This is a genomic window from Streptomyces albus subsp. chlorinus (genome assembly GCF_013302895.1).
Taxonomy (GTDB): domain Bacteria; phylum Actinomycetota; class Actinomycetes; order Streptomycetales; family Streptomycetaceae; genus Streptomyces; species Streptomyces chlorinus.
The window spans coordinates 7,015,843-7,037,742 of record NZ_VJOK01000001.1; the positions used below are offsets into that span (position 1 = coordinate 7,015,843).

The 21,900-nt window shown below is 73.7% G+C and carries 14 protein-coding genes and 2 pseudogenes; 8 read left to right on the plus strand and 8 right to left on the minus strand.

Annotated elements, in window-relative coordinates; genetic code table 11:
* From FM076_RS30415 to FM076_RS30430, 4 genes and pseudogenes are all read left to right on the plus strand, one after another.
* Positions 1 to 580, plus strand: a pseudogene (locus FM076_RS30415) (glycosyl hydrolase); the annotation flags it as partial.
* A complete protein-coding gene (locus FM076_RS30420; RefSeq protein WP_173874041.1) occupies positions 577 to 2,784 on the plus strand; it encodes an endo-beta-N-acetylglucosaminidase in 2,208 nt (735 codons plus the stop codon). The pseudogene FM076_RS30415 and the gene FM076_RS30420, both read left to right, overlap by 4 nt.
* Positions 2,785 to 2,818: 34 nt before the next feature.
* On the plus strand, positions 2,819 to 5,911 hold the full coding sequence (locus FM076_RS30425; protein ID WP_173874042.1) for an alpha-mannosidase: 3,093 nt from the start codon (positions 2,819 to 2,821) through the stop codon (positions 5,909 to 5,911).
* A gap of 364 nt (positions 5,912 to 6,275) precedes the next feature.
* A complete protein-coding gene (locus FM076_RS30430) occupies positions 6,276 to 7,514 on the plus strand; it encodes a carboxylesterase family protein (RefSeq protein ID WP_173874043.1) in 1,239 nt (412 codons plus the stop codon).
* 72 nt (positions 7,515 to 7,586) lie between these two features.
* On the opposite strand, the gene FM076_RS30435 is transcribed toward FM076_RS30430, so the two are convergent.
* Complete coding sequence (locus FM076_RS30435; protein WP_173874044.1) at positions 7,587 to 8,396, minus strand: GntR family transcriptional regulator; 810 nt, start codon at positions 8,394 to 8,396, stop codon at positions 7,587 to 7,589.
* A 326-nt stretch (positions 8,397 to 8,722) separates the two neighbouring features.
* On the opposite strand from FM076_RS30435, the gene FM076_RS30440 reads away from it, so the two are divergent.
* From FM076_RS30440 to FM076_RS30450, 3 genes and pseudogenes are all read left to right on the plus strand, one after another.
* Positions 8,723 to 9,694 (plus strand): nucleoside hydrolase, encoded by a 972-nt coding sequence (locus tag FM076_RS30440; protein WP_173874045.1) that lies wholly within the window; start codon positions 8,723 to 8,725, stop codon positions 9,692 to 9,694.
* Positions 9,695 to 9,703: 9 nt separating this feature from the next.
* Entirely contained in the window at positions 9,704 to 11,125 is a 1,422-nt protein-coding gene (locus FM076_RS30445; protein ID WP_173874046.1) for an MFS transporter, read from the plus strand.
* A 75-nt stretch (positions 11,126 to 11,200) separates the two neighbouring features.
* Positions 11,201 to 11,811: pseudogene (locus tag FM076_RS30450) on the plus strand (SAM-dependent methyltransferase).
* Between the two features lie 61 nt (positions 11,812 to 11,872).
* On the opposite strand, the gene wrbA reads toward FM076_RS30450, so the two are convergent.
* The 4 genes from wrbA to FM076_RS30470 all read right to left on the minus strand — a co-directional run bounded on the left by wrbA (position 11,873) and on the right by FM076_RS30470 (position 16,443).
* Positions 11,873 to 12,493 carry an NAD(P)H:quinone oxidoreductase gene (gene wrbA / locus FM076_RS30455; protein WP_173874047.1) on the minus strand — a complete coding sequence of 207 codons (621 nt, stop codon included), beginning with the start codon at positions 12,491 to 12,493 and terminating at the stop codon, positions 11,873 to 11,875.
* A 174-nt stretch (positions 12,494 to 12,667) separates the two neighbouring features.
* Positions 12,668 to 14,101 carry a purine-cytosine permease family protein gene (locus tag FM076_RS30460; protein WP_173874048.1) on the minus strand — a complete coding sequence of 478 codons (1,434 nt, stop codon included), beginning with the start codon at positions 14,099 to 14,101 and terminating at the stop codon, positions 12,668 to 12,670.
* 185 nt (positions 14,102 to 14,286) lie between these two features.
* Positions 14,287 to 15,063: an SDR family NAD(P)-dependent oxidoreductase gene (locus tag FM076_RS30465; RefSeq protein ID WP_173874049.1), complete on the minus strand. Its 777-nt coding sequence runs from the start codon at positions 15,061 to 15,063 to the stop codon at positions 14,287 to 14,289.
* A gap of 165 nt (positions 15,064 to 15,228) precedes the next feature.
* Positions 15,229 to 16,443 carry an MFS transporter gene (locus FM076_RS30470; RefSeq protein ID WP_173874050.1) on the minus strand — a complete coding sequence of 405 codons (1,215 nt, stop codon included), beginning with the start codon at positions 16,441 to 16,443 and terminating at the stop codon, positions 15,229 to 15,231.
* A 71-nt stretch (positions 16,444 to 16,514) separates the two neighbouring features.
* On the opposite strand from FM076_RS30470, the gene FM076_RS30475 reads away from it, so the two are divergent.
* A complete protein-coding gene (locus FM076_RS30475) occupies positions 16,515 to 17,393 on the plus strand; it encodes an AraC family transcriptional regulator (RefSeq protein WP_173874051.1) in 879 nt (292 codons plus the stop codon).
* On the opposite strand, the gene FM076_RS30480 is transcribed toward FM076_RS30475, so the two are convergent.
* The 3 genes from FM076_RS30480 to kdpA are packed head-to-tail and all read right to left on the minus strand — an operon-like array spanning position 17,368 to position 21,893.
* Positions 17,368 to 18,036, minus strand: coding sequence for a potassium-transporting ATPase subunit C (locus FM076_RS30480; protein ID WP_173874052.1), 669 nt, complete (start codon positions 18,034 to 18,036; stop codon positions 17,368 to 17,370). The genes FM076_RS30475 and FM076_RS30480 overlap by 26 nt on opposite strands.
* An 18-nt stretch (positions 18,037 to 18,054) precedes the next feature.
* A complete protein-coding gene (gene kdpB / locus FM076_RS30485; RefSeq protein ID WP_173874053.1) occupies positions 18,055 to 20,220 on the minus strand; it encodes a potassium-transporting ATPase subunit KdpB in 2,166 nt (721 codons plus the stop codon).
* Positions 20,217 to 21,893 (minus strand): potassium-transporting ATPase subunit KdpA, encoded by a 1,677-nt coding sequence (gene kdpA, locus FM076_RS30490; RefSeq protein ID WP_173874054.1) that lies wholly within the window; start codon positions 21,891 to 21,893, stop codon positions 20,217 to 20,219. The genes kdpB and kdpA overlap by 4 nt, the downstream gene beginning before the upstream one ends.
* Between the last annotated feature and the right edge of the window lie 7 nt (positions 21,894 to 21,900).

The following is a 21,900-nucleotide window of genomic DNA, read 5'->3' on the forward strand; positions in this document are numbered from 1 at the left end:
CGTCGCCACCGAGCACCACGCCGCCTACCTCGTCGAACTGTCCAAGGCGTGGGCGCTCGAGCCGCACCGGCCCGTGTGGCTCCAGGAGGTGGGGGCGCCCCAGCCGCACATCCCTGCCGACCGCGCCGCCGCCTTCACGCGGGCCACCGTCGAGGCCGCCCTCGACTGCCCCGACGTGTGGGGCGTCACCTGGTGGTGCTCCCACGACGTCCCCCGCCGCCTCGCGGACTTCCCCGAACTGGAGTACTCCCTCGGCCTGTTCACCGAGGACCAGCGCCCCAAGCCCGCGGCCCGCGCCCTCGCGGAGGTGGCGCGGGACCGCCGCGCGGCGCCGCGTCCGGCCGCGCCCCGCACCACCGCGCTCGTCCTCGACGCCCACCCCGAAGGCCCCGAGAGCCACGCCGAGGGCACCCGTCCCGGCAGGTCCGTCTGCGCGCCCGGCGGCTCCTTCTTCGAGGCATTCGCCCGGCTGACGGCCCGGGGCGCGCGCCCCGCCGTCGTCCTCGCCGAACGGGCCGACGACGCGCAGCACCTCACCGCCCGTGGCATCACCGACCTCGTCACCGTGGAGCAGACATGAGACGCCGCACGCTTCTCGGCACCGTCAGCACCGCGGCGGCCGCCGCCCTCATGGGGCCACCGGCCCCGCCCGCCGCCGCCTCCACCGCGGGGGCCTCCGCCGGTCCCGGTCCCGGTCCCGGACCCGGCCCCGGAACCGGGACCGCCCCCAAAGCCGCCTCCGGCCGGGCACCGGGACAGCCCTACGCCGCCTACTGGTTCCCCGACTCGCTGCCGGACGGCACCCCCGGCGAGGGCGTCGTCTGGCGCGGCCTGGCCGACTGGCGGCCCGAGGACGACGAGGACCTGCCCTTCAACCGGGCCACCGTGCCGCTGGCCCCGCGCTTCACCCCCGTGCCCGCCAACCCCACCGCCAGGGACGGGCAGGCCCGCATCAGCGCGCTGGCCGCCTTCGGCCACACCGCGGGCAATCCCGCGCAGGGCGGGCCCGGCGCCGACCACTACGCCTTCACCCACTGGGCCTACCTGGACGAGCTGGTCTTCTGGGGCGGGTCGGCGGCAGAGGGGCTGATCCTCGCCCCCACCGCGCCCGTCGTGGACGCCGCCCACCGCAACGGCGTTCCCGTCCTGGGCACCGTCTTCCTCCCGCCCGTCGCGCACGGAGGGCAGTTGCGCTGGACCCGCGACCTGGTGCGGCAGGACGCCTCGGGCGGCTACCCGCTCGCGGACCGGCTCGCCCAGGTGGCGCGGGCGTACGGCTTCGACGGCTGGTTCGTCAACGCCGAGACCGAGGGCGGCGACGCGGAGCTGGCCGGGCACACGCACGGCTTCCTGCGCCGGCTGCGGACGCTGTCCGACACCCACGGTTTGCGTTTGACCTGGTACGACGCCCTCACCCGCGGCGGAGAGGTCGGCTGGCAGGGGGAACTGAACGAGGAGAACCGCCTCTTCTTCCACGACGAGCGGGGCGAGGTGGCCGACGGGATGTTCCTCGACTTCCGCTGGACACGGGAGAAGCTCGCCTCCTCAGGGCGGTTCGCGGAGCGGCTCGGCCGCGACCGCTTCGCGCTCCGCGCGGGCGTCAATGTGGAGGAGAAGGGCTGGGACACCGATGTGGACTGGGACGCGATCGTCCCCGCCGGCGGCCCGCACACCGTCGGCTACGGCTTCTACCGGCCGGAGTGGACCCTCACCCACCTGCCCGCCGGGCAGCGGACCCCCGAGCGCTTCCACGCCGCGGACGACCGGTTCTGGACCGGCGCCTCGCTCGACCCGGCCGGCGCGGACGGCGCGGGCTCCGGCTGGCGGGCGCCCGCCGCCGTGGTCGCGGACCGCTCCGCCGTCACCCGCCTCCCCTTCGCCACCACCTTCAACACCGGTCACGGGCTGCGCTGGTACGAGGACGGCGAGGTGGCGTCCGGCGCGGAGTGGCACCACCTCGGTCTCCAGGACCGGCTGCCCGGCCGCCGCTGGCCGGTCACCACCAACGGTGCCCGCCCCGACGTCCGCCTCGACTTCACCGACGCCTGGCGCGGCGGCAGCAGCCTCCTCGTCCACGGGCGCCCCGGCGCCCCGGTGACCGTCGAGCTGTTCCGCACCCGGCTGCCCCTCGGCAGGCACACGACCGTCTCCCTCACCCACCGCACCGGCGGCGAGCCGGCGGGCGTCACCGTCGAGCTGGCCGTCGCCCTCCGGGAACCCGACCGCCCCGGCGGGCCCGTACCGTGGGTCCACCTGCCGGCCGGCACCGTCCGGCCGGGCGGCACCGGCTGGACCACCACGACCGTCCGCCTCGGCGCCCTCCTGTCAGGGCACCGCGAGCGCACCCTGCGGGCGCTCGGCGTACGGATCACGCCGCGCTCCGGCCACGCAAGCGGGGCGGCGCACGTCTCACCGGGCGAGGTGGACTGGCGGCTGGGCGCCCTGTCCGTCCGCGACGGCGACGGCCCCGGGCCCCGCCCCGCGCCGCCCCGCACGTTGCGCGTCACCGCCGCCGCACAGGATGCCGACGGCACCACCGGACTGCGCTTCGCCTGGGAACCCGCCCCGGACCCGGCGGGTCCCGCCGATCCCGTGCGCCACTACGCCCTCCACCGGGTGCTGCCCGACGGCAGCCGCCGCTTCCTCGGGGCCACCTGCCAGCACGCCTACTTCGTCCCGGGGCTCGGCCCCGCACCCGGTGAGCGGGCCGCCCGGTTCATCCTTCGCGGCGTAGGGGAGCTGTACACCTACTCAACCCCTGTCTCCACCCGCCACCCTTGGTAGACCCGACGGCACACCCCTACGGAGAGCAGCACTCATGCACGACGACCGCGCACTGACCGAAGGCCGCCTGAAGCGGGTCCTCGACGAGCGGATCCGCCCCGCCGTCCACCCCCGCTCCGTCCCGCTGGAGGTGACGGTCTGGCACGCGCCCGGCGAGCCGGTCCCGGTCGCCGAGGGCCTGGCCGCCGAACACTCCCCGATCGCGGTGGGGGAGAAGTGGGGCGCCCCCTGGGGCACCAGCTGGTTCCGCGTCCAGGGCACCGTCCCCGCCGAGTGGGCGGGCCGCACCGTCGAGGCGCTGCTCGACCTCGGCTTCGACGAGAACATGCCGGGCTTCCAGTGCGAGGGCCTGGTGTACCGGCCGGACGGTACGCCCGTGAAGGGGCTCAACCCCCGCAACCAGTGGGTGCGCGTCGCGGAGCAGGCCGCGGGCGGCGAGGCGGTGGACCTGCACATCGAGGCCGCCTCCAACCCGGTCATCCTCGACTACCACCCCTTCCTCCCCACCGACCTGGGCGACAAGGAAACCGCGGGCAGCCAACCGCGGTACCGGCTGGCCCGGATGGACCTGGCCGTCTTCGACGAGACGGTGTGGCAGCTCGTGATGGACCTGGAGGTCCTGGACGAGCTGATGCGGGAACTGCCCGCCGAGGGAGCCCGCCGCTGGGAGATCCTGCGGGCCCTCGACCGCGCCCTGGACGCCCTCGACCTCCAGGACATCGGGGGTACCGTCGCCGCGGCCCGCGCCTGCCTCACCGAGGTGCTCAGCGCCCCGGCCGCCGCCTCCGCGCACCGCCTCAGCGCCGTCGGCCACGCGCACATCGACTCCGCCTGGCTGTGGCCGCTGCGCGAGACCGTACGGAAGGTGGCCCGTACCACCGCCAACATGACCGCGCTCCTGGAGGAGGAGCGGGACTTCGTCTACACCATGTCGCAGGCGCAGCAGTACGCCTGGATCAAGGAACACCGCCCCGAGGTGTACGCGAAGGTCAAGAAGGCGGTGGCCGAGGGCCGGTTCGTCCCGGCCGGGGGCATGTGGGTGGAGTCCGACACCAACATGCCGGGGTCCGAGGCCATGGCCCGGCAGTTCGTGCACGGCAAGCGGTTCTTCCTCGACGAGTTCGGCATCGAGAGCGACGAGGCGTGGCTGCCCGACACCTTCGGCTTCGCCGCCGGGCTGCCCCAGATCATCAAGGCGGCCGGCTCCAAGTGGCTGCTCACCCAGAAGATCTCCTGGAGCCAGGTCAACTCCTTCCCGCACCACACGTTCCGGTGGGAGGGCATCGACGGCACCCGGATCTTCACGCACTTCCCTCCCGTGGACACCTACAACTGCTCCATGAAGGGCTCGGAGATCGCCCACGCGGCCCGCAACTTCAAGGACAAGGGCCGTGCCACCCGCTCGCTCGCCCCGACCGGTTACGGCGACGGAGGCGGCGGCACCACCCGCGAGATGGTCGCCAAGGCGGCCCGGCTGCGGAACCTGGAGGGCTCGGCCACCGTCGAGTGGGAGAGCCCCGCCGCGTTCTTCGCCAAGGCCGAGGCGGAGTACCCCGAGCCCCCGGTGTGGGTCGGCGAGCTGTACCTGGAGCTGCACCGGGCCACCCTCACCAGCCAGGCGAAGACCAAACAGGGCAACCGCCGCAGCGAACACCTGCTGCGGGAGGCCGAACTGTGGGCGGCGACCGCGGCCGTGCGGGCCGGCCACCCCTACCCCTGCGAACAGCTCGACCGCCTCTGGAAGACGGTGCTGCTGCACCAGTTCCACGACATCCTCCCCGGATCCTCCATCGCCTGGGTGCACCGCGAGGCGGAGGAGACCTACGCGCGGGTCGCCGCGGAACTGACCGGGATCATCGACGCCGCGCAGCGCGCGCTGGCCGGAGAGGCCGCGCACGACGGCCCGCAGCTCGCGTTCAACTCCGCGCCGCACGCGCGCCACGGCGTTCCCGCGGGCGGGGCCGCGCCGCTCACCACTCCGGAGGGCACCGTCACCGCGAGCGAGCGCACCGGAGGCGGCTTAGTCCTCGACAACGGGCTGCTGCGGGTGGAGATCGACGGGCGCGGGCTGGTCGTCTCCGTCTACGACATCGAGGCGCGCAGGGAGACCGTCGCCCCCGGCAAGGCCGCCAACCTGCTCCAGCTCCACCCCGACTTCCCGAACATGTGGGACGCCTGGGACGTCGACGCCTTCTACCGCAACACCGTCACCGACCTCACCGAGGCCGACGAGGTCGCCCTGGCCGCCGAGGAGCCCGCCCGTGCCGGGCGTCCCGCCACGGCCTCCGTACGGGTCGCCCGCTCCTTCGGCGACTCGCGCGCGGAGCAACTGCTCACGCTGGAGGCCGGGGCCAGGCGGCTCCAGATCGACGCCGAGATCGACTGGCACGAGACGGAGAAGTTCCTCAAGGCCGCCTTCCCCCTCGACCTGCACGCCGACCGGTACGCCTCCGAGACCCAGTTCGGCCACTTCTACCGCCCCACCCACACCAACACCAGCTGGGACGCGGCCAAGTTCGAGGCCTGCAACCACCGCTTCGTCCACCTGGAGGAGCCCGGCTGGGGCGTCGCGCTGGTCACCGACTCCACCTACGGGCACGACGTCACCCGCGACGTCCGGGCCGCCACCGGGCCGGGCGCGGAGACCGGCACGACGACCACCGTCCGGCTCTCCCTGCTGCGTGCGCCCCGCTTCCCCGACCCGCACACCGACCAGGGCGTGCACCGCTTCCGCTACGCCCTGGTGCCGGGCGCCGGGATCGGTGACGCCGTGCGCGAGGGCTGGCACCTCAACCAGCCGGTGCGGCAGGTCCCCGGCACCGCCGAGGTGGCCCCGCTGGTGACCGTGGACAACGACGCTGTCGTGGTCACCGCCGTCAAGCTCGCCGACGACGCGAGCGGTGATGTGGTCGTCCGCTTCCACGAGGCGCGCGGCGGCCGGGCCACCGCACGCCTCACGCCCGGATTCCCGGCCGGCGGGGTGGCCGTCTGCGACCTGCTGGAGCGCCCGCTGTCCGGGGCCGGTCAGGCGCCCGTGCCGACCGGCGAGAGGGGTGCCGTGGAGCTGTCCCTCCGCCCGTTCGAGCTGGTCACACTGCGGTTCGCCCGGGGTGGCGAGGGACAGTGACCCGAAGGCCCGCCGGTTCCTGTGGGGTATGCGGGCGACCGCGCTCCCACGGGACGGCGGGCCCGTGGGCCCGCGGGCCCCGGCCGGGGTCGGCACCCGCCCGGCCGGGTCCACCATGCTGCTGCCCCGGGCGATCGCCGCCGGGGAGAAGGAGCACCCGCGGCCGGCCGTCGTTGTCCGGGAGGCGGGGGCCAGGCGCCCGTGATCTTCACCGCGCTGCTGGGCTCCGGCGGTTCCCCGGGGGCGTCACCTGGTACCTGGTGGCGCTCTGCGGTGCCAGCCTCGCGGGTGCCGTGGCACCCTTCACACCGGTGCCCGAGGGCGCGCCGGAACCGGTCGCGCCGCCGGAGTTCGGAGGTGAGGCGTGGACGGCTCCACGGTGATCAGGAGCGGACCTGTCCGGTACGCCACGGCGGAACGCTTCGCGCGGCCCCGCCCCGTCCCGGCGGACGACACCCGCCCCGCCACCGGTCAGCTCTGCCCCCAGCCGCCCTCCCGGCTCGACGCGGTGATGGGCCCGCCCGGCGACCGCCACCCGGTGGGGGAGGACTGCCTGAACCTCACCGTCACCACCCCGGCCCGGGACGGGGTCGCCCGCCCCGTCCTGGTCTGGTTCCACGGCGGCGGCTTCAGCAGCGGCGCCGGGTTGCGGGACTGGTACGACGGCGGGGCGCTGGCCGCCGAGGGCGACGTGGTCGTCGTCGGCGTCAACCACCGCCTGGGCGCGCTGGGATACCTCGTCCTCGACGGCGTCAGCGAGGGAAACCTCGGGCTCTACGACCAGTTGGAGGCGCTGCGCTGGGTCCGCGACCACATCGCCGCGTGGGGCGGCGACCCGGGCAGGGTCACCGTCTTCGGCCAGTCGGCGGGAGCCCTGTCCATCCGGCTGCTGATGGGCATGCCCGAAGCCCGGGGTCTGTTCGGCCGCGCGATCCTGCAGAGCCCGCCCCTGCTCATCGCCGCGCGGCCCCGCGACCAGGCCCGCGCCCTGGGCCGGCTCTTCGCGGACGTCCTCGGCGCCGACCCCCGCACCGCGCCTCCCGATGCCCTCCTTCAGGCCCAGGGCCGCACCGCCGCCGCCCACCGGCGCCGCACCGGCAGCCGGCTGGAACCGCCCTTCATCCCCGTGACCGGGGCCGGCCCGCTCGGTACCCCGGACGCCGCCTTCGAGACGAACGTCAGGGGCATGGACGTCCTCTACGGCTGGAACGCCGACGACATGTCGGCCTTCCTCCCGGGCGGCGGCAGCGGGGACAGCGGCGCCGGGAGCGGTGAGGTCGCCGAAGAGACCCGGCGGATCTACGCGTTGCCGCTGGCCCGTCTCGGCGAACGGCTGCGCCGGGCCGGCGCCCGCGTGCACACCTACCGCCTGGACTGGCGCCCCGCGGGCTCCCCCTTCGGCGCCACCCACTGCGTGGAACTCCCGCTGCTGCTCGGGTCCCGGCAGGCGTGGCGGGGCGCGCCGATGCTCGGGGATCTTCCCTGGGAGGACGTCGCGGCCCTGGGCACGGCGGTCCGCGCCGTCTGGATCTCCTTCGCCCGCACCGGCGACCCCGGTCCGGGCCCCGCCCCGCTCAACCTCGAGGGGCCGGGCGGACAGTAGCCGACCGCGAGCCTCATTTCCCTGCCCCCGGCGCCGTCCGTGTCAGCGGCGCGGGGCCAGGAGAGCGAGGTGTCAGGGAGAGCGAGGTGTCAGGGACAGCAGCGGAGCCCCGGCCGGAAACAGGTACTTGGCGGCCAGGACCGGCCGGCCGGTGACCGAGACGGTCTGGGTGAGCAGCAGCGCCGCGGTCTCCGGTGGACGGGAGACGGCCCGGCCGCGTTCCTTGCCCACCACGGTGGCACCGAGCGTGCTGCGGGCGGTGAACGCGAGCCCCTCCGCGGCGCTCAGGAAGGCGGCGAGCATGGTGCCGGTCCGCGCGTGCGGGTCCGCCTCTCCGGCCGCGGCCTCCCCACCGCCGGACGGCGGGGGCTGCGGCCCCTGGCCGCGCAGTACGCCGACCAGAGCGCGACCGGCCACCGTGCGCAGCGCGGCCTCGTCCGCGGCCCACTCGTGCGCGAAGCAGGCGGGGAACCCGTCCACGTCGATCACCGTCTCCCAGAAGCACGCGCGTTCGGAAGGCGCCATGCGCAGGTGGTAGCCGGAGAAGTCCGTCGGCTCCTCCAGTTCGACGGCCAGGCGGCGGGCGCGTACGGCGCCCGGTCCCAGGAGGGACTCGACGGGCAGCAGCCGCTCCAGCCCCGGGGCCGCGGGGAGTTGGTTGACGACGCTGCCGGAGCCCTGGCGGCGGGTTATCACACCGTCCTCCTGGAGCAGGATCAGCACCTCGCGCAGCCCCGAGCGGCTCACGCCCAGCCGCGCCGCCAGCTCGGGTTCGGGAGGGAGCTTCGCCCCGGGCGGGAAGGTGCCGTCGTCGATGGCGGCCACGATGCGCTCGTACAACCTGACGCGCGGTGAGGTCCGACGGTCGCCCTGTCGAGGCATCCGAGCTCCCGGGAGACTTTGTCCGACATTTATGGGGTGTTCGTGCCGACTCGTTCGACGGGCCGTCCACGTACGCGCCCCAGACTAGCGCCCCCTGCTGCCGCTCCGGTGCGCGGGGCCTGCTCCTCCGCTCCCGGATCGGTCTGTTCCAGGCTGCCGTACGGTGCCGCGCCCGTCTTCGCGGTGACCTCTTGTGCGGGCCGCCGCCCGTGGATACTCTCGCGGCCAGTCAATTGTCGGACAATCACGCGCCCGGTTCACCGCTCCGCACAGACGCCGCGTACGGGCACCGCACCGCCTCCCCGACTCCCCACCGGAAGTGACCCATGCCCACTCCCTCCCCCCGTCCGCTCCTGATGGACTGCGACACCGGCATCGACGACGCCGTGGCGCTCCTCTACCTGTGCCGGAGCGACGGCGCCGACCTGCGCGCGGTCACCACCGTCGCCGGGAACACCACCGCGGAGCGCGCCGCGCGCAACACCCTCCAGGTCCTGGAGACCGCCGGACGCACCCGCATACCCGTGGCCGCCGGAGCGGCGGCCACCCTGCGCGGCGACACCCACCCCGAGGCCGGCTTCGTGCACGGCGAGGGCGGGCTCGGCGGCGTCACCCTCCCCGAACCCGCCGCCGCCCCCGACCCGCGGCACGCCGTGGACCTCATCATCGACACCGCCCGCCAGGCCGGCGGCGACCTGCACATCCTCGCCACCGCGCCGCTGACCAACCTGGCACTCGCCCTGCGCGAGGAGCCCCGGCTGCCCGAACTCGTCCCCCACGTCACGGTGATGGGCGGCGCCGTCCACCACCCCGGAAACATCAGCCCCGTGGCCGAGGCCAACATCGGCCACGACCCGGAGGCCGCCCTCGAAGTGCTCACCGCGGGCTGGGACCTCACCCTCGTGCCGCTCGACGTCACCATGCGCGAGAACCTCACCGAGGAGCACCGGCAGCGGCTGCTCGCGTGCGGCAACCCCGTCGGCCGGCTCGCCGGCGAGATCCTCGACTTCTACTTCGCGTTCCACGAGGAGACGGCTCTGCCCTTCCGCGGCTCGGCCTGCCACGACCCGCTCGCCGCCGGCATCGCCCTCGGCGAGGTCGCCCCGACCACCGCGCCCCGGCTCGCCGTGACCGTGGACACCGCGGACGGCGCCGCGCGCGGCGCCCTGGTCGCCGACACCCGCGGCATCCACCGCGGTTACCCCGAGCTGCCCGGCGCCAACGCCACCGTGGTGCTGGAGACCGACGGCACCTTCCCCGAGCTGCTCGTCGAGCGGCTCTGCCAGGCACGGAAGTGAGACCCGGCGATGACCTGTGACCTCACCGACCGGCCGGCGAGGAAGGCGGCCGGCACCGTGGCGCTGATGGCGGCGCTGCTCGCCGCCTGCGTGGCCTTCCAGCTCAACGCGAGCATGCTCAGCCCGGCCCTGGTCACCATGGCCCGCGAACTGGGCACCGACGAGGCGGGCACCGGGCTGTCGCAGACGGCGTTCTTCACCGCCTGCGCGATGTTCTCCCTCTTCCTGCCCCGTTTCAGCGACATCGCCGGGCGCCGCCGGGTGCTGCTGTGGATGCTCGTGGTCATGGCGGCGGGCACGGTGCTGGCCGCGCTGGCCCCCGACATCGCGGTCCTCGACCTCGCCCGGGTCGTCCAGGGCGTCTCGGGGCCGGTCGTGCAGATCTCCCTGCTGATGCTGCGTTCCGAGATCACCGACCCCAAGCGCTTCGGCACCCTCATGGGCGTGGTCACCGCCGTCAACGGCGGGATCGCCGGGGTGGACGCGCTGGCGGGCGGCTGGCTGGCGGCCGAGTTCGGCTTCCGCAGCGTCTTCTGGGTGATCGCCGCGGTCGCCCTCGTCGCGGCGGTGGCCGTCGCGCTCGGCTGCCCCGAGTCGCGCCCGTCCGCGGGCACCCCGATGGACTGGCCGGGCGTACCACCGCTCGTCGTCAGCGTCGCGGCCCTGCTCCTGGCCGTGGACCAGGCCCAGAAGCTGGGCGGCGCCAACTGGCCGCTGGCCGCCGGGCTGCTGGTGGTGGCCGTGCTCGCGTTCGCGGTGTTCCTCAGGATCGAGCAGGGCAGCCGGCACCCGCTGGTCCGCATCAGCGACCTGCGGCAACGCGCCACCTGGGCACCGCTGCTGACCACGCTGCTCACCCTCACCGGCGTCTTCGCCGTCGTCAACGGCGTCCTGATGTCGTACGTGCAGAACGCGCACGCCGGGTTCGGCATGGGTGCCGGACTCGCCTCGCTGGTCTTCCTCACACCCTTCGCCCTCGTCGGCTGGCTCGTCGGCCCCTTCACCGGGCGGCTCGCCCCGCTGGTCGGCTACCCCAGGCTGCTGCGCTGGGGACTGCTGGGCAGCGCCGTGGTGATCGCGGTGATGGCGCTGGTGGGAGTGCGCTCCCTGCCGGTCATGGCCGGCTGCACGGCCCTGCTCGGCGTCACGTACGCGGGCGTCGCCAATATCGTCCTCAACCTGCTCGGCGTCGTGCTGGCGCCCAAGGACCACCCCGGATTCCTGCCCGGCCTCATCTCGGCCGCGTTCGGGCTGGGCGCCGGACTGAGCTTCGCCCTGCTCTCGGCCGTCCAGGTCACGGGCAGCCCGCAGGGCAGCTCCTCGGCGGGCGGGTACGTGTCCGCCATGCTGCTGGGCGCCCTGGTGGTCGCGGCGGCCTACGCCGTCTCGTTCCTCATCCCCCGTCCCCGGGAGGCCGAGATCGCCCCCTGACACAGGCCGGCAGCGAAGGCGTCCAGGGCGCCCAGGGCGGGCGGGCCGGGAGGGAGCGGGCGGGCCGGGACCGGCATCCCGACCGCGCCCGACCTCCTCCAGGTCGCGCAGCGGGAACAGCCGGCCGCGCGGGTCGTCCACTCAGACAACGACCCCCTCGCTCTCACCTACGCCCGTGCCCTGACGACCAGTACCCCGGAAGGCGCGACCTCTCCGTGGAGGCGGATCCGCGCGATCCGGAGCGGATTCCCCGGCACGCGCGCGAGACCCTCGACTTCTCCGAGCCCGTCGCTCTCCCGCTCGTCGCGCTGCCGCACTTCGTCCCGGACGAGGACGCGCCGCGCGCCCTCGTCCGCCGTCTGCCGCGCGGCCTGGTGCCGGGCAGCGCGCTCGTCCTCTCCCACGGCACGGCCGACCTGGAGAGGGGGCGAGGCGGGGGCGGTCCGCGACGTGGAGAAGGCCTACCGCGACCGCGGCATCTCCCCGACCGTGCGCGACCGTGCGACCGCGGCCGCGTTCTTCTAGGGCCTGCGGCTGGTCGAGCCGGGTCTCGTGGCCAGAGCCCGGCCTCGTGGCCGGCTGCGGCTGGCGACCGGAGACCGCCGAGGACGAGAAGAGCCCGGTGCTTCCCGGTACCGCCGCCCCCGGCGGGACCTCGGTCCGGGCGGGGCGCCGTCAAGCCCTGACGCCCCGGCCCGGCGGCGGGTGGCCGCCGGGCCGGGGACGGGGCCACGGGTGGGCGCGGGGTCAGGCGGCGGCCTGTCCGGCCTTGAGGGCGGAGGCGACCTTCACGACGCGCTCGGCCTGGACGCGGGCGGCGGTGCGCGTGGTCTCGTCCACGGGGTTGCTGCCCTGGCCGTCGACGTGGGAGGTGCCGTAGGGGTTGCCGTCGGCGAACTTCTGCGGGGCGGTGTAGCCGGGGGCGACCAGGATGCCGCCGAAGTGGTGGACGGTGTTGTAGAGTGCCAGCAGGGTGGACTCCTGGCCGCCGTGCGCGGTGGCGGAGGAGGTGAAGCCGCTGTAGACCTTGTCGGCCAGCTTGCCCTCGGCCCACAGGCCGCCGAGGGTGTCGATGAACTGCTTCAGCTGCGAGGCGATGTTGCCGTAGCGGGTCGGCGAACCGAATATCACGGCGTCCGCCCACACCATGTCGTCCGGGGTGGCGACGGGGACCTCGGCGGTGGCGGCGGCGTTGGCGGCCCACGCCGGGTTGGAGTCGATGGCCTCCTGGGGGGCGAGTTCTGCGGCCTTGCGCAGCCGGACCTCGGCGCCGGCCTTCTCCGCGGCCTGGGTGATCTCCTTGGCGATCTCGGCGATCGTGCCGGTGGAGGAGTAGTAGATGACGGCGATCTTGGGCTGAGCACTCACGGTGGTGGTCTCCGTTCCCTCGGTGTCCTCCGCGCGGCCCCGGCGTGCGGGCGGCCATGACGGCTCCCACGGGGGCGCTCGGCTTACTGGTTGAAGGTTAAACCACAAGGACGTCGGACGGCGCCCCCGGCCCCGTTCCTCCCGTCACCCTGCCGTCCCGCCGCCCGTGCGGTGTCAGCTGCCGAGCTGCTCCCGGGGGGCTTGGGGCGGCGGCGCCGTCGCGGGGGCGCCCAGGATGGTGCGCTCCGGTACGTGGGCCGTGTCACCCCGGGCCAGCAGCCAGTAGAGGGCGGCGGGCACGGCGAGTCCGACGAGCCAGGAGATGTCCGCGCCCCCGAGCGGCTCCACCAGCGGACCGGTGTAGAAGTGGGTGGCGAGGAAGGGGAACTGCGCGGCGAGGCCGACCGCGTAGACGGCGAGCGCCTTCCCCCGCCAGGCGCCGTAGCGTCCGTCCGGATCGCTGAGGGCCGGCAGGTCGTACCGTTCCTTGGCGATGAGGTAGTAGTCGACGAGATTGATGGCCGACCACGGGGTGAAGGCGGTCAGCAGGAAGAGCAGGAAGTCCTTGAAGGAGGTCAGGAAGCTGTCCTTGCCCAGCAGCGCGACCGCCGTCCCGGCGACCATGATGCCCGCGATGTAGGCGGCCCGCCCGCGCGGTCCCAGCGCGCGCTGGGACCGGAAGCCGCTGACCCCGGTCACCAGCGACATGAACCCGCCGTAGGTGTTGAGGACGTTGATGGTCAGCTTTCCCAGCGCGATGACGAAGTAGAGGAACGAGGCCGTCGCCCCGGCTCCGCCCAGGCCCACCACGTAGCTCACCTCGTGCCCCACGAAGTGCTCTCCGGCCGCCGCGGCGGCCAGCGCGCCGAAGGTCATCGACCACTGCGAGCCCAGCGCCGAACCGCCCAGCGTCCACCAGAAGGTGGCACGGGCCGAGGTGGAGCGCGGCAGGTAGCGGGAGTAGTCGGCGACGTAGGGGCCGAAGGCCAGCTGCCAGGAGGCGGCCAGCGAGACCGCCAGCAGGAACATCGGGAAGTCGAAGGCGCGGTCGGCCAGCAGGTCCGACAGCTCGGCGCGCTCCAGCAGCCGGGCGCCGAGGTAGACGAAGGCCAGGGCGCACACCACGCCCGCCACCCTGCCCAGCGCGTGGACGACCCGGTATCCGATGGCGGCGGCCACGGCGGTGACCACCGCGAACAGGATGATGCCGGGTGTCTCTCCCAGATGGGTCAGCTCACCGACCGCCTGGCCCGCCAGGACGCTGCCGCTCGCGAAGAAGCCGATGTACATGACGATGACGAGCGCGAGCGGCACCACGGCGCCGCGCACCCCGAACTGGGCGCGGCTGGAGATCATCTGCGGCAGTCCCAGTCGGGGGCCCTGCGCGGAGTGCAGCGCCATGACGGCTCCGCCCAGCAGGTTGCCGGTCAGGAGGCCGAGCACCGCCCAGAACGCGTTCGCCCCGAAGACCACGGCCAGTGCCCCGGTCACCACGGCGGTGATCTGGAGATTGGCGCCCAGCCAGAGGGTGAACTGGCTGAAGGCCGTGCCGTACCGTTCCGTGTCCGGCACCACGTCGATCGAGCGCCGTTCCACCACACCACCCATCGCGCTGCACCTTTCCTCGTGTCCTCGCGCCCGCGCCGTCGGGACGGCCGCGCGAGGCGGCTTGCATGGGGCTATTCATGCTGAGGTGCCAGTGAATGGAGGTCAATACATCGGCGTGAAGGTTCCGCGCCCACGGTGTGCGGCTCCCGACGCGAGGCCCGGTGCCGACGTGGGCTGACGTACCGTTACAGGTCGCGGTGCACCTTGGTGTTGGACGCCTGGGCACGGGGACGGACCACCAGCAGGTCGATGTTGACGTGGGCGGGGCGGGTGACGGCCCAGCCGATGGTGTCCGCGACGTCGTCGGCCGTCAGGGGTTCGGCCACGCCCGCGTAGACCTTGGCGGCCTTCTCGGCGTCGCCGCGGAAGCGGGTGAGGGCGAACTCGTCGGTCTTGACCATGCCCGGCGCGATCTCGACGACGCGGACCGGGGTGCCGACGATCTCCAGCCGCAGCGTCTCGGCCAGGACGTGCTCGCCGTGCTTGGCCGCGACATAACCGCCCCCGCCCTCGTAGGTGCCGTGGCCCGCGGTGGAGGAGACCACGACGACGGTGCCGTCACCGCTCGCGGTGAGCGCGGGCAGCAGCGCCTGGGTGACATTCAGCGTCCCGATGACGTTCGTCTCGTACATCCGCCGCCAGTCATCCGGGTCGCCCGAGGCGACGGGATCGGCCCCCAGGGCGCCGCCCGCGTTGTTCACCAGCACGTGGAGGGTGGGGACGCGCCCGGCGAACTCCTCGACCGCGGCCCGGTCCGTCACATCCAGGACGTACGCCTCGGCCTGGTGGCCCGCCCCGCGGATCTCCCGGGCGACGGCCTCGACGCGCTCCTCGCGCCGCGCGGCGAGCACCACCCGGTAGCCCTCGGCGGCCAGCCGGCGCGCCGTGGCGGCGCCGATGCCCCCGCTCGCGCCGGTGACGACAGCGACAGGGGACGGGACGGCGGACGTACGGGCGGTCATGGGCGGGCTCCTCGGTTCTGCGGCGACTGGGGGCCAGGGTATGCAGCGGCCCAGCCGCCTCCGGAACCGGTCCCGAGGAGCGGTACGCGCTCTGCTCCCCGTCCAGGCCCCTCGCCGCGGCGGCGGCCTTGGACCGTAACCCTCTCGACCACGTCGGCAAGCGCGTCAGCTGCGCCCCGCCCCGAGCACACCCACCAGCAGCCCGAGCGCGCCGCACCCGACCCCCACGGCGACGACGGCCGGCCAGCCCGCGGCCGTCCACGCGGCGGAACCGGCCAGCGACCCGGTCGCGATGCCCAGGAAGCGGCAGGTGAAGTACGCGGTGTTGAGGCGGCTGTGCAGCGCTCCGTCGAGGGTGAACAGCACGGTCTGGCTGACCGCCTGGCTGCCCCACACGCCGACGTCGAGGAGGACGACGCCGGTCACCAGCCATCCGAGCGCCGTGCCGTGGGGGAGGGTGACCAGCCAGCCCGCGAGCACCAGTGAGACGAGCAGCGCCAGTGCCCCGCGCCGCCCCAGCCGGTCGGCGGACCGGCCCGCCCAGGGCGAGGCGAGGGCGCTGGCCGCCGCCACGAGTCCGAACAGGCCGATCCGCGCCGTCGCGTAGTGGTAGCTGTGGGCGAGGAGGAAGGTGAGGGTGGTCCAGAAGGCGCCGAAGGAGACGCCGACGAGCGCGCCGGACAGGACGATCCGGCGCACCAGGGGGTGGGCGGCCACACGGGGCAGCGACCGCAGCGAGTCCCGGTAGCCGGTGGCCGCGGGGGCGGTGTCCGTCCGCGGCAGGTACCCGCGCAGCACCACGGGCAGCACCAGGGTGAGCAGGCAGGAGCAGGCGAAGACGCCGCGCCAGCCGACGACCCCGGCCAGCGCCCCGGAGTACGAGCGGGAGGCGAGCACCCCGACCAGCAGACCGGCCTGCACCGTGCCCACGACCCGCCCCCGGCCGCCGCCCTTCGTCCGGCCACCGGCCTCCACCCCGCCCCGGCCCCGTTCCAGGGAGAGCGCGACGGCCAGCGGCGTGGCCAGCTGCGGTACGGGCGAGAGGACACCGAGGACGAAACCGCAGCCGGCCAGGGTCCACACGGCGGGGGCCACGGCACAGGCCGCCAGGGCCACGGCCGACAGCGCGGTGAGGCGCAGGATCAGCCGGCGCCGGTCGTGGCTGTCCCCGGCGGGGACGAGCAGCAGGATGCCCAGTGCGTAGCCGAGCTGGGTGGCGGTCGGGATCGCGCCCAGGACCCCGGGGGAGGCCGGGAGCGAGGAGCCGATCCTCTCCAGCAGCGGCTGGCTGAGGTAGACGTTCGCCGCGGTGACGGCGCTGGTGGCGGCCAGGACCGGAACCGGGCCGAGGGCTCGGGGGAGGGAGCGGGGAGGACTCACATGGACCGACGCTATGCAGCCCGCCTGTGGCACGCTTTCCCTGTCCAGCCACCATCTGTCGAGATCGGGCCATGTACGGGAAGAGCGAGGACCGCGACGACTACCAGGACGTGCCCAGGCCCGTGGCGGCGATGGCCCGCGACCTGCCCGACGGGCACCACATCCCCCCGCACCGGCACCGCCGCGCCCAGCTGATCTACGGCATCACCGGCGCGATCACCGTGCGGACCGGGCACGGGATCTGGGTGGTGCCCGCCACCCGGGGCGTGTGGATCCCGGCAGGTCTCACCCACGAGATGACCTGCGCGGGAGCGGTCGCGATGCGCACCCTCTACCTCGACCCCGCCGCGGCCCGGCTGCCCGCGGAGCCCACGGTCGTCTCCGTCACGCCCCTGCTGCGGCACCTGATCGACGAGGCGACGCGGCTGCCCGTCGCCTACGACCGGGAGGGCCGCGACGGAAAGGTCATGGGCCTCCTGCTCACGGAGCTGACGCCGCAGCCCGTCCCGGCGCTGCGCCTGCCGGTCCCCGACGGCCCGCCGCTGGCCGGCCTGTGCGCGGCCGTCCGCGACGCGCCGGAGCGGCGCTGGACCACCGCCGAGGCGGCGGCCTTCGCCCACACCAGCCCGCGCACCCTGCACCGCTGGTTCTCCGCCGCCACCGGAATGAGCCCGGCCCGCTGGGTGGAACAGGCCCGACTCGTCCACGCCGTCACACTGCTGGCGCAGGGCACCTCCGTCACCGCGGTCGCCGCCCGCGTCGGCTACGCCACCCCCAGCGCGTTCACCGCGATGTTCCGCCGTGCACTCGGCACCACCCCCGCCGCCTACTTCACGGAGCGGCCCCGCGCGCCGGAGCCGCCGGGGCGACCGGGTCGCCCTGCCCCGGACGCCGGTGATCCGGCCCTCGGAGGAGATCCGCGTCTTATTGCTGCCGCGCCAACTCCTTGAGCGCGACGTTGAGCTGGAGGACATTGACCGTGGGCTCGCCCATGAAGCCGGCGACGCGCCCGTCGGTGTGCTTCTGGACCAGCTTCTCCACCCGCTCGGCGTCCAGCTTGTTGCGCTCGGCCACCCGGCGCACCTGGAGTTCGGCGTACGCGGGAGAGATGTGCGGGTCGAGCCCGGACCCCGAGGAGGTGACGGCGTCGGCCGGGACGTCCTTCGGGTCCACGCGGTGACCGGGCACCGAGTTGTCCTCGACGACCGCCTTCTTGGCCTTCCTCACCCAGCCGGTCAGCTCCTTGTCGTCGGCCGCCCGGTTGGTGGCGCCCGAGACGAGGAGGTCGTAGCGGGTGTTCACGCTGTTGGTGCCCAGGCCGTTGGACGGCCGCGGCTGGAACCACTTCAGATCGGGTTCCGGGGTCTGCTGCCCCTTCTTCAGCGGCAGGGTGTAGGTCTGTCCGATCAGCTCGGAGCCGACGGTCCTGCCGTCCGCCTCGACCGGGGAACCGTTCGCCTTGTCGGGGAACAGCCCCTGGGCGAGACCGGTCACGACCAGCGGATAGAGCACGCCGGTCACCAGCGTCAGCACCAGGAGGGCCCTGAGGGCGGCTCCTGTCAGCCGTGCGGTGTTGCGTACGGAGGTGTTCATGGTGATACGACGCTTTCGCTAGCCGAGCCCGGGAACGAGGGAGAGGAGCAGATCGATCAGTTTGATGCCGATGGACGGGGCGATCAGGCCGCCGAGTCCGTAGATGCCGAGGTTGCGGCGGAGCATCCGGTCGGCGCTCATCGGCCGGTACCGCACACCCCGCAGGGCCAGCGGCACCAGCGCCACGATGATCAGTGCGTTGAAGACGACCGCCGAGAGGATCGCGGACTGCGGCGAGGACAGCGCCATGATGTTGAGCTTGTCCAGGCTCGGATAGGCGACCGTGAACATCGCCGGGATGATCGCGAAGTACTTCGCGACGTCGTTGGCGATGGAGAAGGTGGTCAGCGCCCCTCGCGTGATCAGGAGCTGCTTGCCGATCTCCACGATCTCGATGAGCTTGGTCGGGTTGGAGTCCAGGTCCACCATGTTCCCGGCCTCCTTGGCGGCCGAGGTGCCGGTGTTCATGGCCACGCCCACGTCCGCCTGGGCCAGCGCGGGGGCGTCGTTGGTGCCGTCACCGGTCATGGCGACGAGCCGCCCGCCGGCCTGCTCCCGCTTGATGAGGGCCATCTTGTCCTCGGGGGTGGCCTCGGCGAGGAAGTCGTCGACCCCCGCCTCCTCGGCGATCGCTTTCGCCGTCAGGGCGTTGTCGCCGGTGATCATCACCGTCTTGATGCCCATGCGGCGCAGTTCGGCGAAGCGCTCCCGCATGCCCTCCTTCACCACGTCCTTGAGGTGGATCACGCCCAGCACCCGGGCGCCCTCCGCTTCCTCGGCCGCGACCACGAGCGGGGTGCCGCCCGCCTCGGAGATCCGGCGGGTGATCTCGTCCGCCTCGTCGGGGATGCTGCCGCCGCGGTCGCCGACCCAGGCGAACACCGCCCCGGCGGCGCCCTTGCGGACCCGGCGCACCGCCCCCTCCTCGGTCAGGTCCACGCCCGACATCCGGGTCTGCGCGGTGAAGGGCACCCACTCGGCGTGCTCCAGTTCGCCCTGTTCACGCTCCCGCAGCCCGTGCCGCTCCTTGGCCAGGACGACCACGGAGCGGCCCTCGGGTGTCTCGTCCGCGAGGGAGGAGAGCTGTGCCGCGTCCGCGACCTCCTCGGCCCCCACCCCGCCGACCGGCACGAACTCGGCGGCCTGCCGGTTGCCGAGGGTGATGGTGCCGGTCTTGTCGAGCAGCAGCGTGGAGACGTCCCCCGCGGCCTCGACGGCGCGGCCGGACATCGCCAGCACGTTGCGCTGCACCAGCCGGTCCATGCCGGCGATGCCGATCGCGGACAGCAGCGCCCCGATCGTGGTGGGGATGAGGCAGACCAGCAGCGCCGTCAGCACGAGGAGCGGGGTCTGCCGGTCCGCGCCCGCGTACCCGGCGAAGGGCTTCAGCGTCACGACCGCCAGCAGGAAGACGATGGTCAGCGACGCCAGCAGGATGTTCAGCGCGATCTCGTTCGGCGTCTTCTGCCGTGCCGCGCCCTCCACCAGGTTGATCATCCGGTCGATGAAGGTCTCCCCGGGCTTCGTCGTGATCCGTACGACGATGCGGTCCGAGAGCACCTTCGTGCCGCCGGTGACGGCCGAGCGGTCGCCACCGGACTCCCGGATGACCGGGGCGGACTCGCCGGTGATGGCCGATTCGTCCACGGACGCCACGCCCTCGACGACGTCCCCGTCGCCGGGGATGATGTCGCCGGCCTCGCAGACCACCAGGTCGCCGACGCGCAGGCCGGTGCCCGGCACCTCTTCCTCGGCGCCGTCCTTCGACAGCCGGCGGGCGACCGCGTCCGTCTTGGCCTTGCGCAGGGTGTCCGCCTGCGCCTTGCCGCGGCCTTCCGCGACGGCCTCCGCCAGGTTGGCGAACAGCACGGTCAGCCACAGCCAGGCGGTGATCACCCAGCCGAACCAGTCCGCCGGATCCGCGAGCGCCAGCCCCGTGGTGACCGCCGAACCGACCTCGACCACGAACATGACCGGGCTCTTGACCATCACCCGCGGGTCCAGCTTCCGGCACGCCTCGGGGAGGGAGGCGGCCAGCTGCCGGGGGTCGAACATTCCTGTGCCCACCCGTCCGGTGCCGGCCTGGTGCCCGGAGGGGGTGTCGCTGTGCGGTGCCCGGGTGGGCGTCATGGTGGACATGGCGTCCTGTTTCTTCTCCTCGTGCGGTGCGGTGCGCGTGCTCATGCCGCCAGCCCTTCGGCGATCGGCCCGAGCGCGAGGGCCGGGAAGTAGGTGAGACCGGCGACGATCGCGATCGTGCCGACCAGCAGCCCGGAGAACAGGGGCTTCTCCGTGCGCAGGGTGCCGGCCGTCGTGGGGACGGGCGTCTGCTCGGCCAGCGAACCGGCCAGGGCCAGGACGAAGACCATCGGCACGAACCGGCCGAGCAGCATCGCCAGCCCGATCGTGGTGTTGAACCACTGGGTGTCGGCGTTCAGTCCGGCGAAGGCCGAGCCGTTGTTGTTGGCCCCCGAGGTGTAGGCGTACAGCACCTCGGAGAAGCCGTGCGCTCCCGAGTTGGCCATCGAGTGCGCCGGGGTGTCCAGCACCAGCGACGCCGCCGTGAAGCACAGCACGAGCGCCGGGGTGACGAGGATGTAGAGGGCGGCCAGCGTGATCTGCCGCGTACCGATCTTCTTGCCCAGGTACTCCGGGGTCCGCCCCACCATCAGGCCCGCGAGGAACACCGCGATGATCGCCATGATCAGCATGCCGTAGAGGCCGGACCCGACGCCGCCGGGTGCGATCTCGCCCAGCATCATGCCGAGCATCGTGATGCCGCCGCCGAAGCCGGTGAACGAGGAGTGGAAGGAGTCGACCGCGCCGGTCGAGGTCAGCGTCGTGGCCACCGCGAAGATCGACGAACCGCCGATCCCGAACCGGGTCTCCTTGCCCTCCAGTGCCCCGCCCGCGGCCTCCAGCGCCGTCCCGTGCCCGGCGAACTCCGTCCACCACATCAGGACGGTGAAGCCGATCCAGATGACCGCCATCGTGCCCAGCAGCGCGTAGCCCTGGCGCAGGTTGCCGACCATGCGGCCGAACGTCCGGGTCAGCGAGAAGGGGATGACGAGGATCAGGAAGACCTCGAAGAGGTTGGTGAACCCGTTCGGGTTCTCGAAGGGGTGGGCGGAGTTGGCATTGAAGTAGCCGCCGCCGTTGGTGCCCAGCTCCTTGATCACCTCCTGGGAGGCCACGGCGCCGCCGCGCCACTGCTGCGTACCCCCGGCGAACTGGCCCACCTCGTGGACGCCCGCGAAGTTCTGGATCGCCCCGCAGGCGACCAGCACCACCGCGCCGATCACGGACAGGGGCACCAGGACGCGCACGGTGCCGCGCACCAGGTCGACCCAGAAGTTGCCCAGCTCCCCGCCGCGGCCGGCCCCGCGCGCCCGGGCGAAGCCGCGCACCAGGGCGATGGCCACCGCGATGCCGACCGCGGCCGAGAGGAAGTTCTGCACCGCCAGGCCGCCGGTCTGCACGACGTGGCCCATCGCCTGTTCACCGGAGTAGGACTGCCAGTTGGTGTTGGCGACGAAGGAGGCGGCGGTGTTGAACGCCTGGTCCGGGTCGATCGAGGAGAAGCCCAGCGACCCCGGCAGGCTGCCCTGGAACCGTTGCAGGGCGTAGAGGAACAGCATGCTCACGGCGGAGAAGACCAGGAGCCCGCGCAGATAGGCGGGCCAGCGCATCCGGGCGTCCGGGTCGGCGCCGATGACCTTGTAGATCCACCGCTCGACGCGCAGGTGGTTGTCCGAGCTGTAGACGCGGGCCATGTAGTCGCCCAGCGGGCGGTACACGAGGGCGAGCGCGCCGATCAGCGCCAGCAGCTGCAGAGCGGCAGCGAGTTCGGAACTCATGACCGTG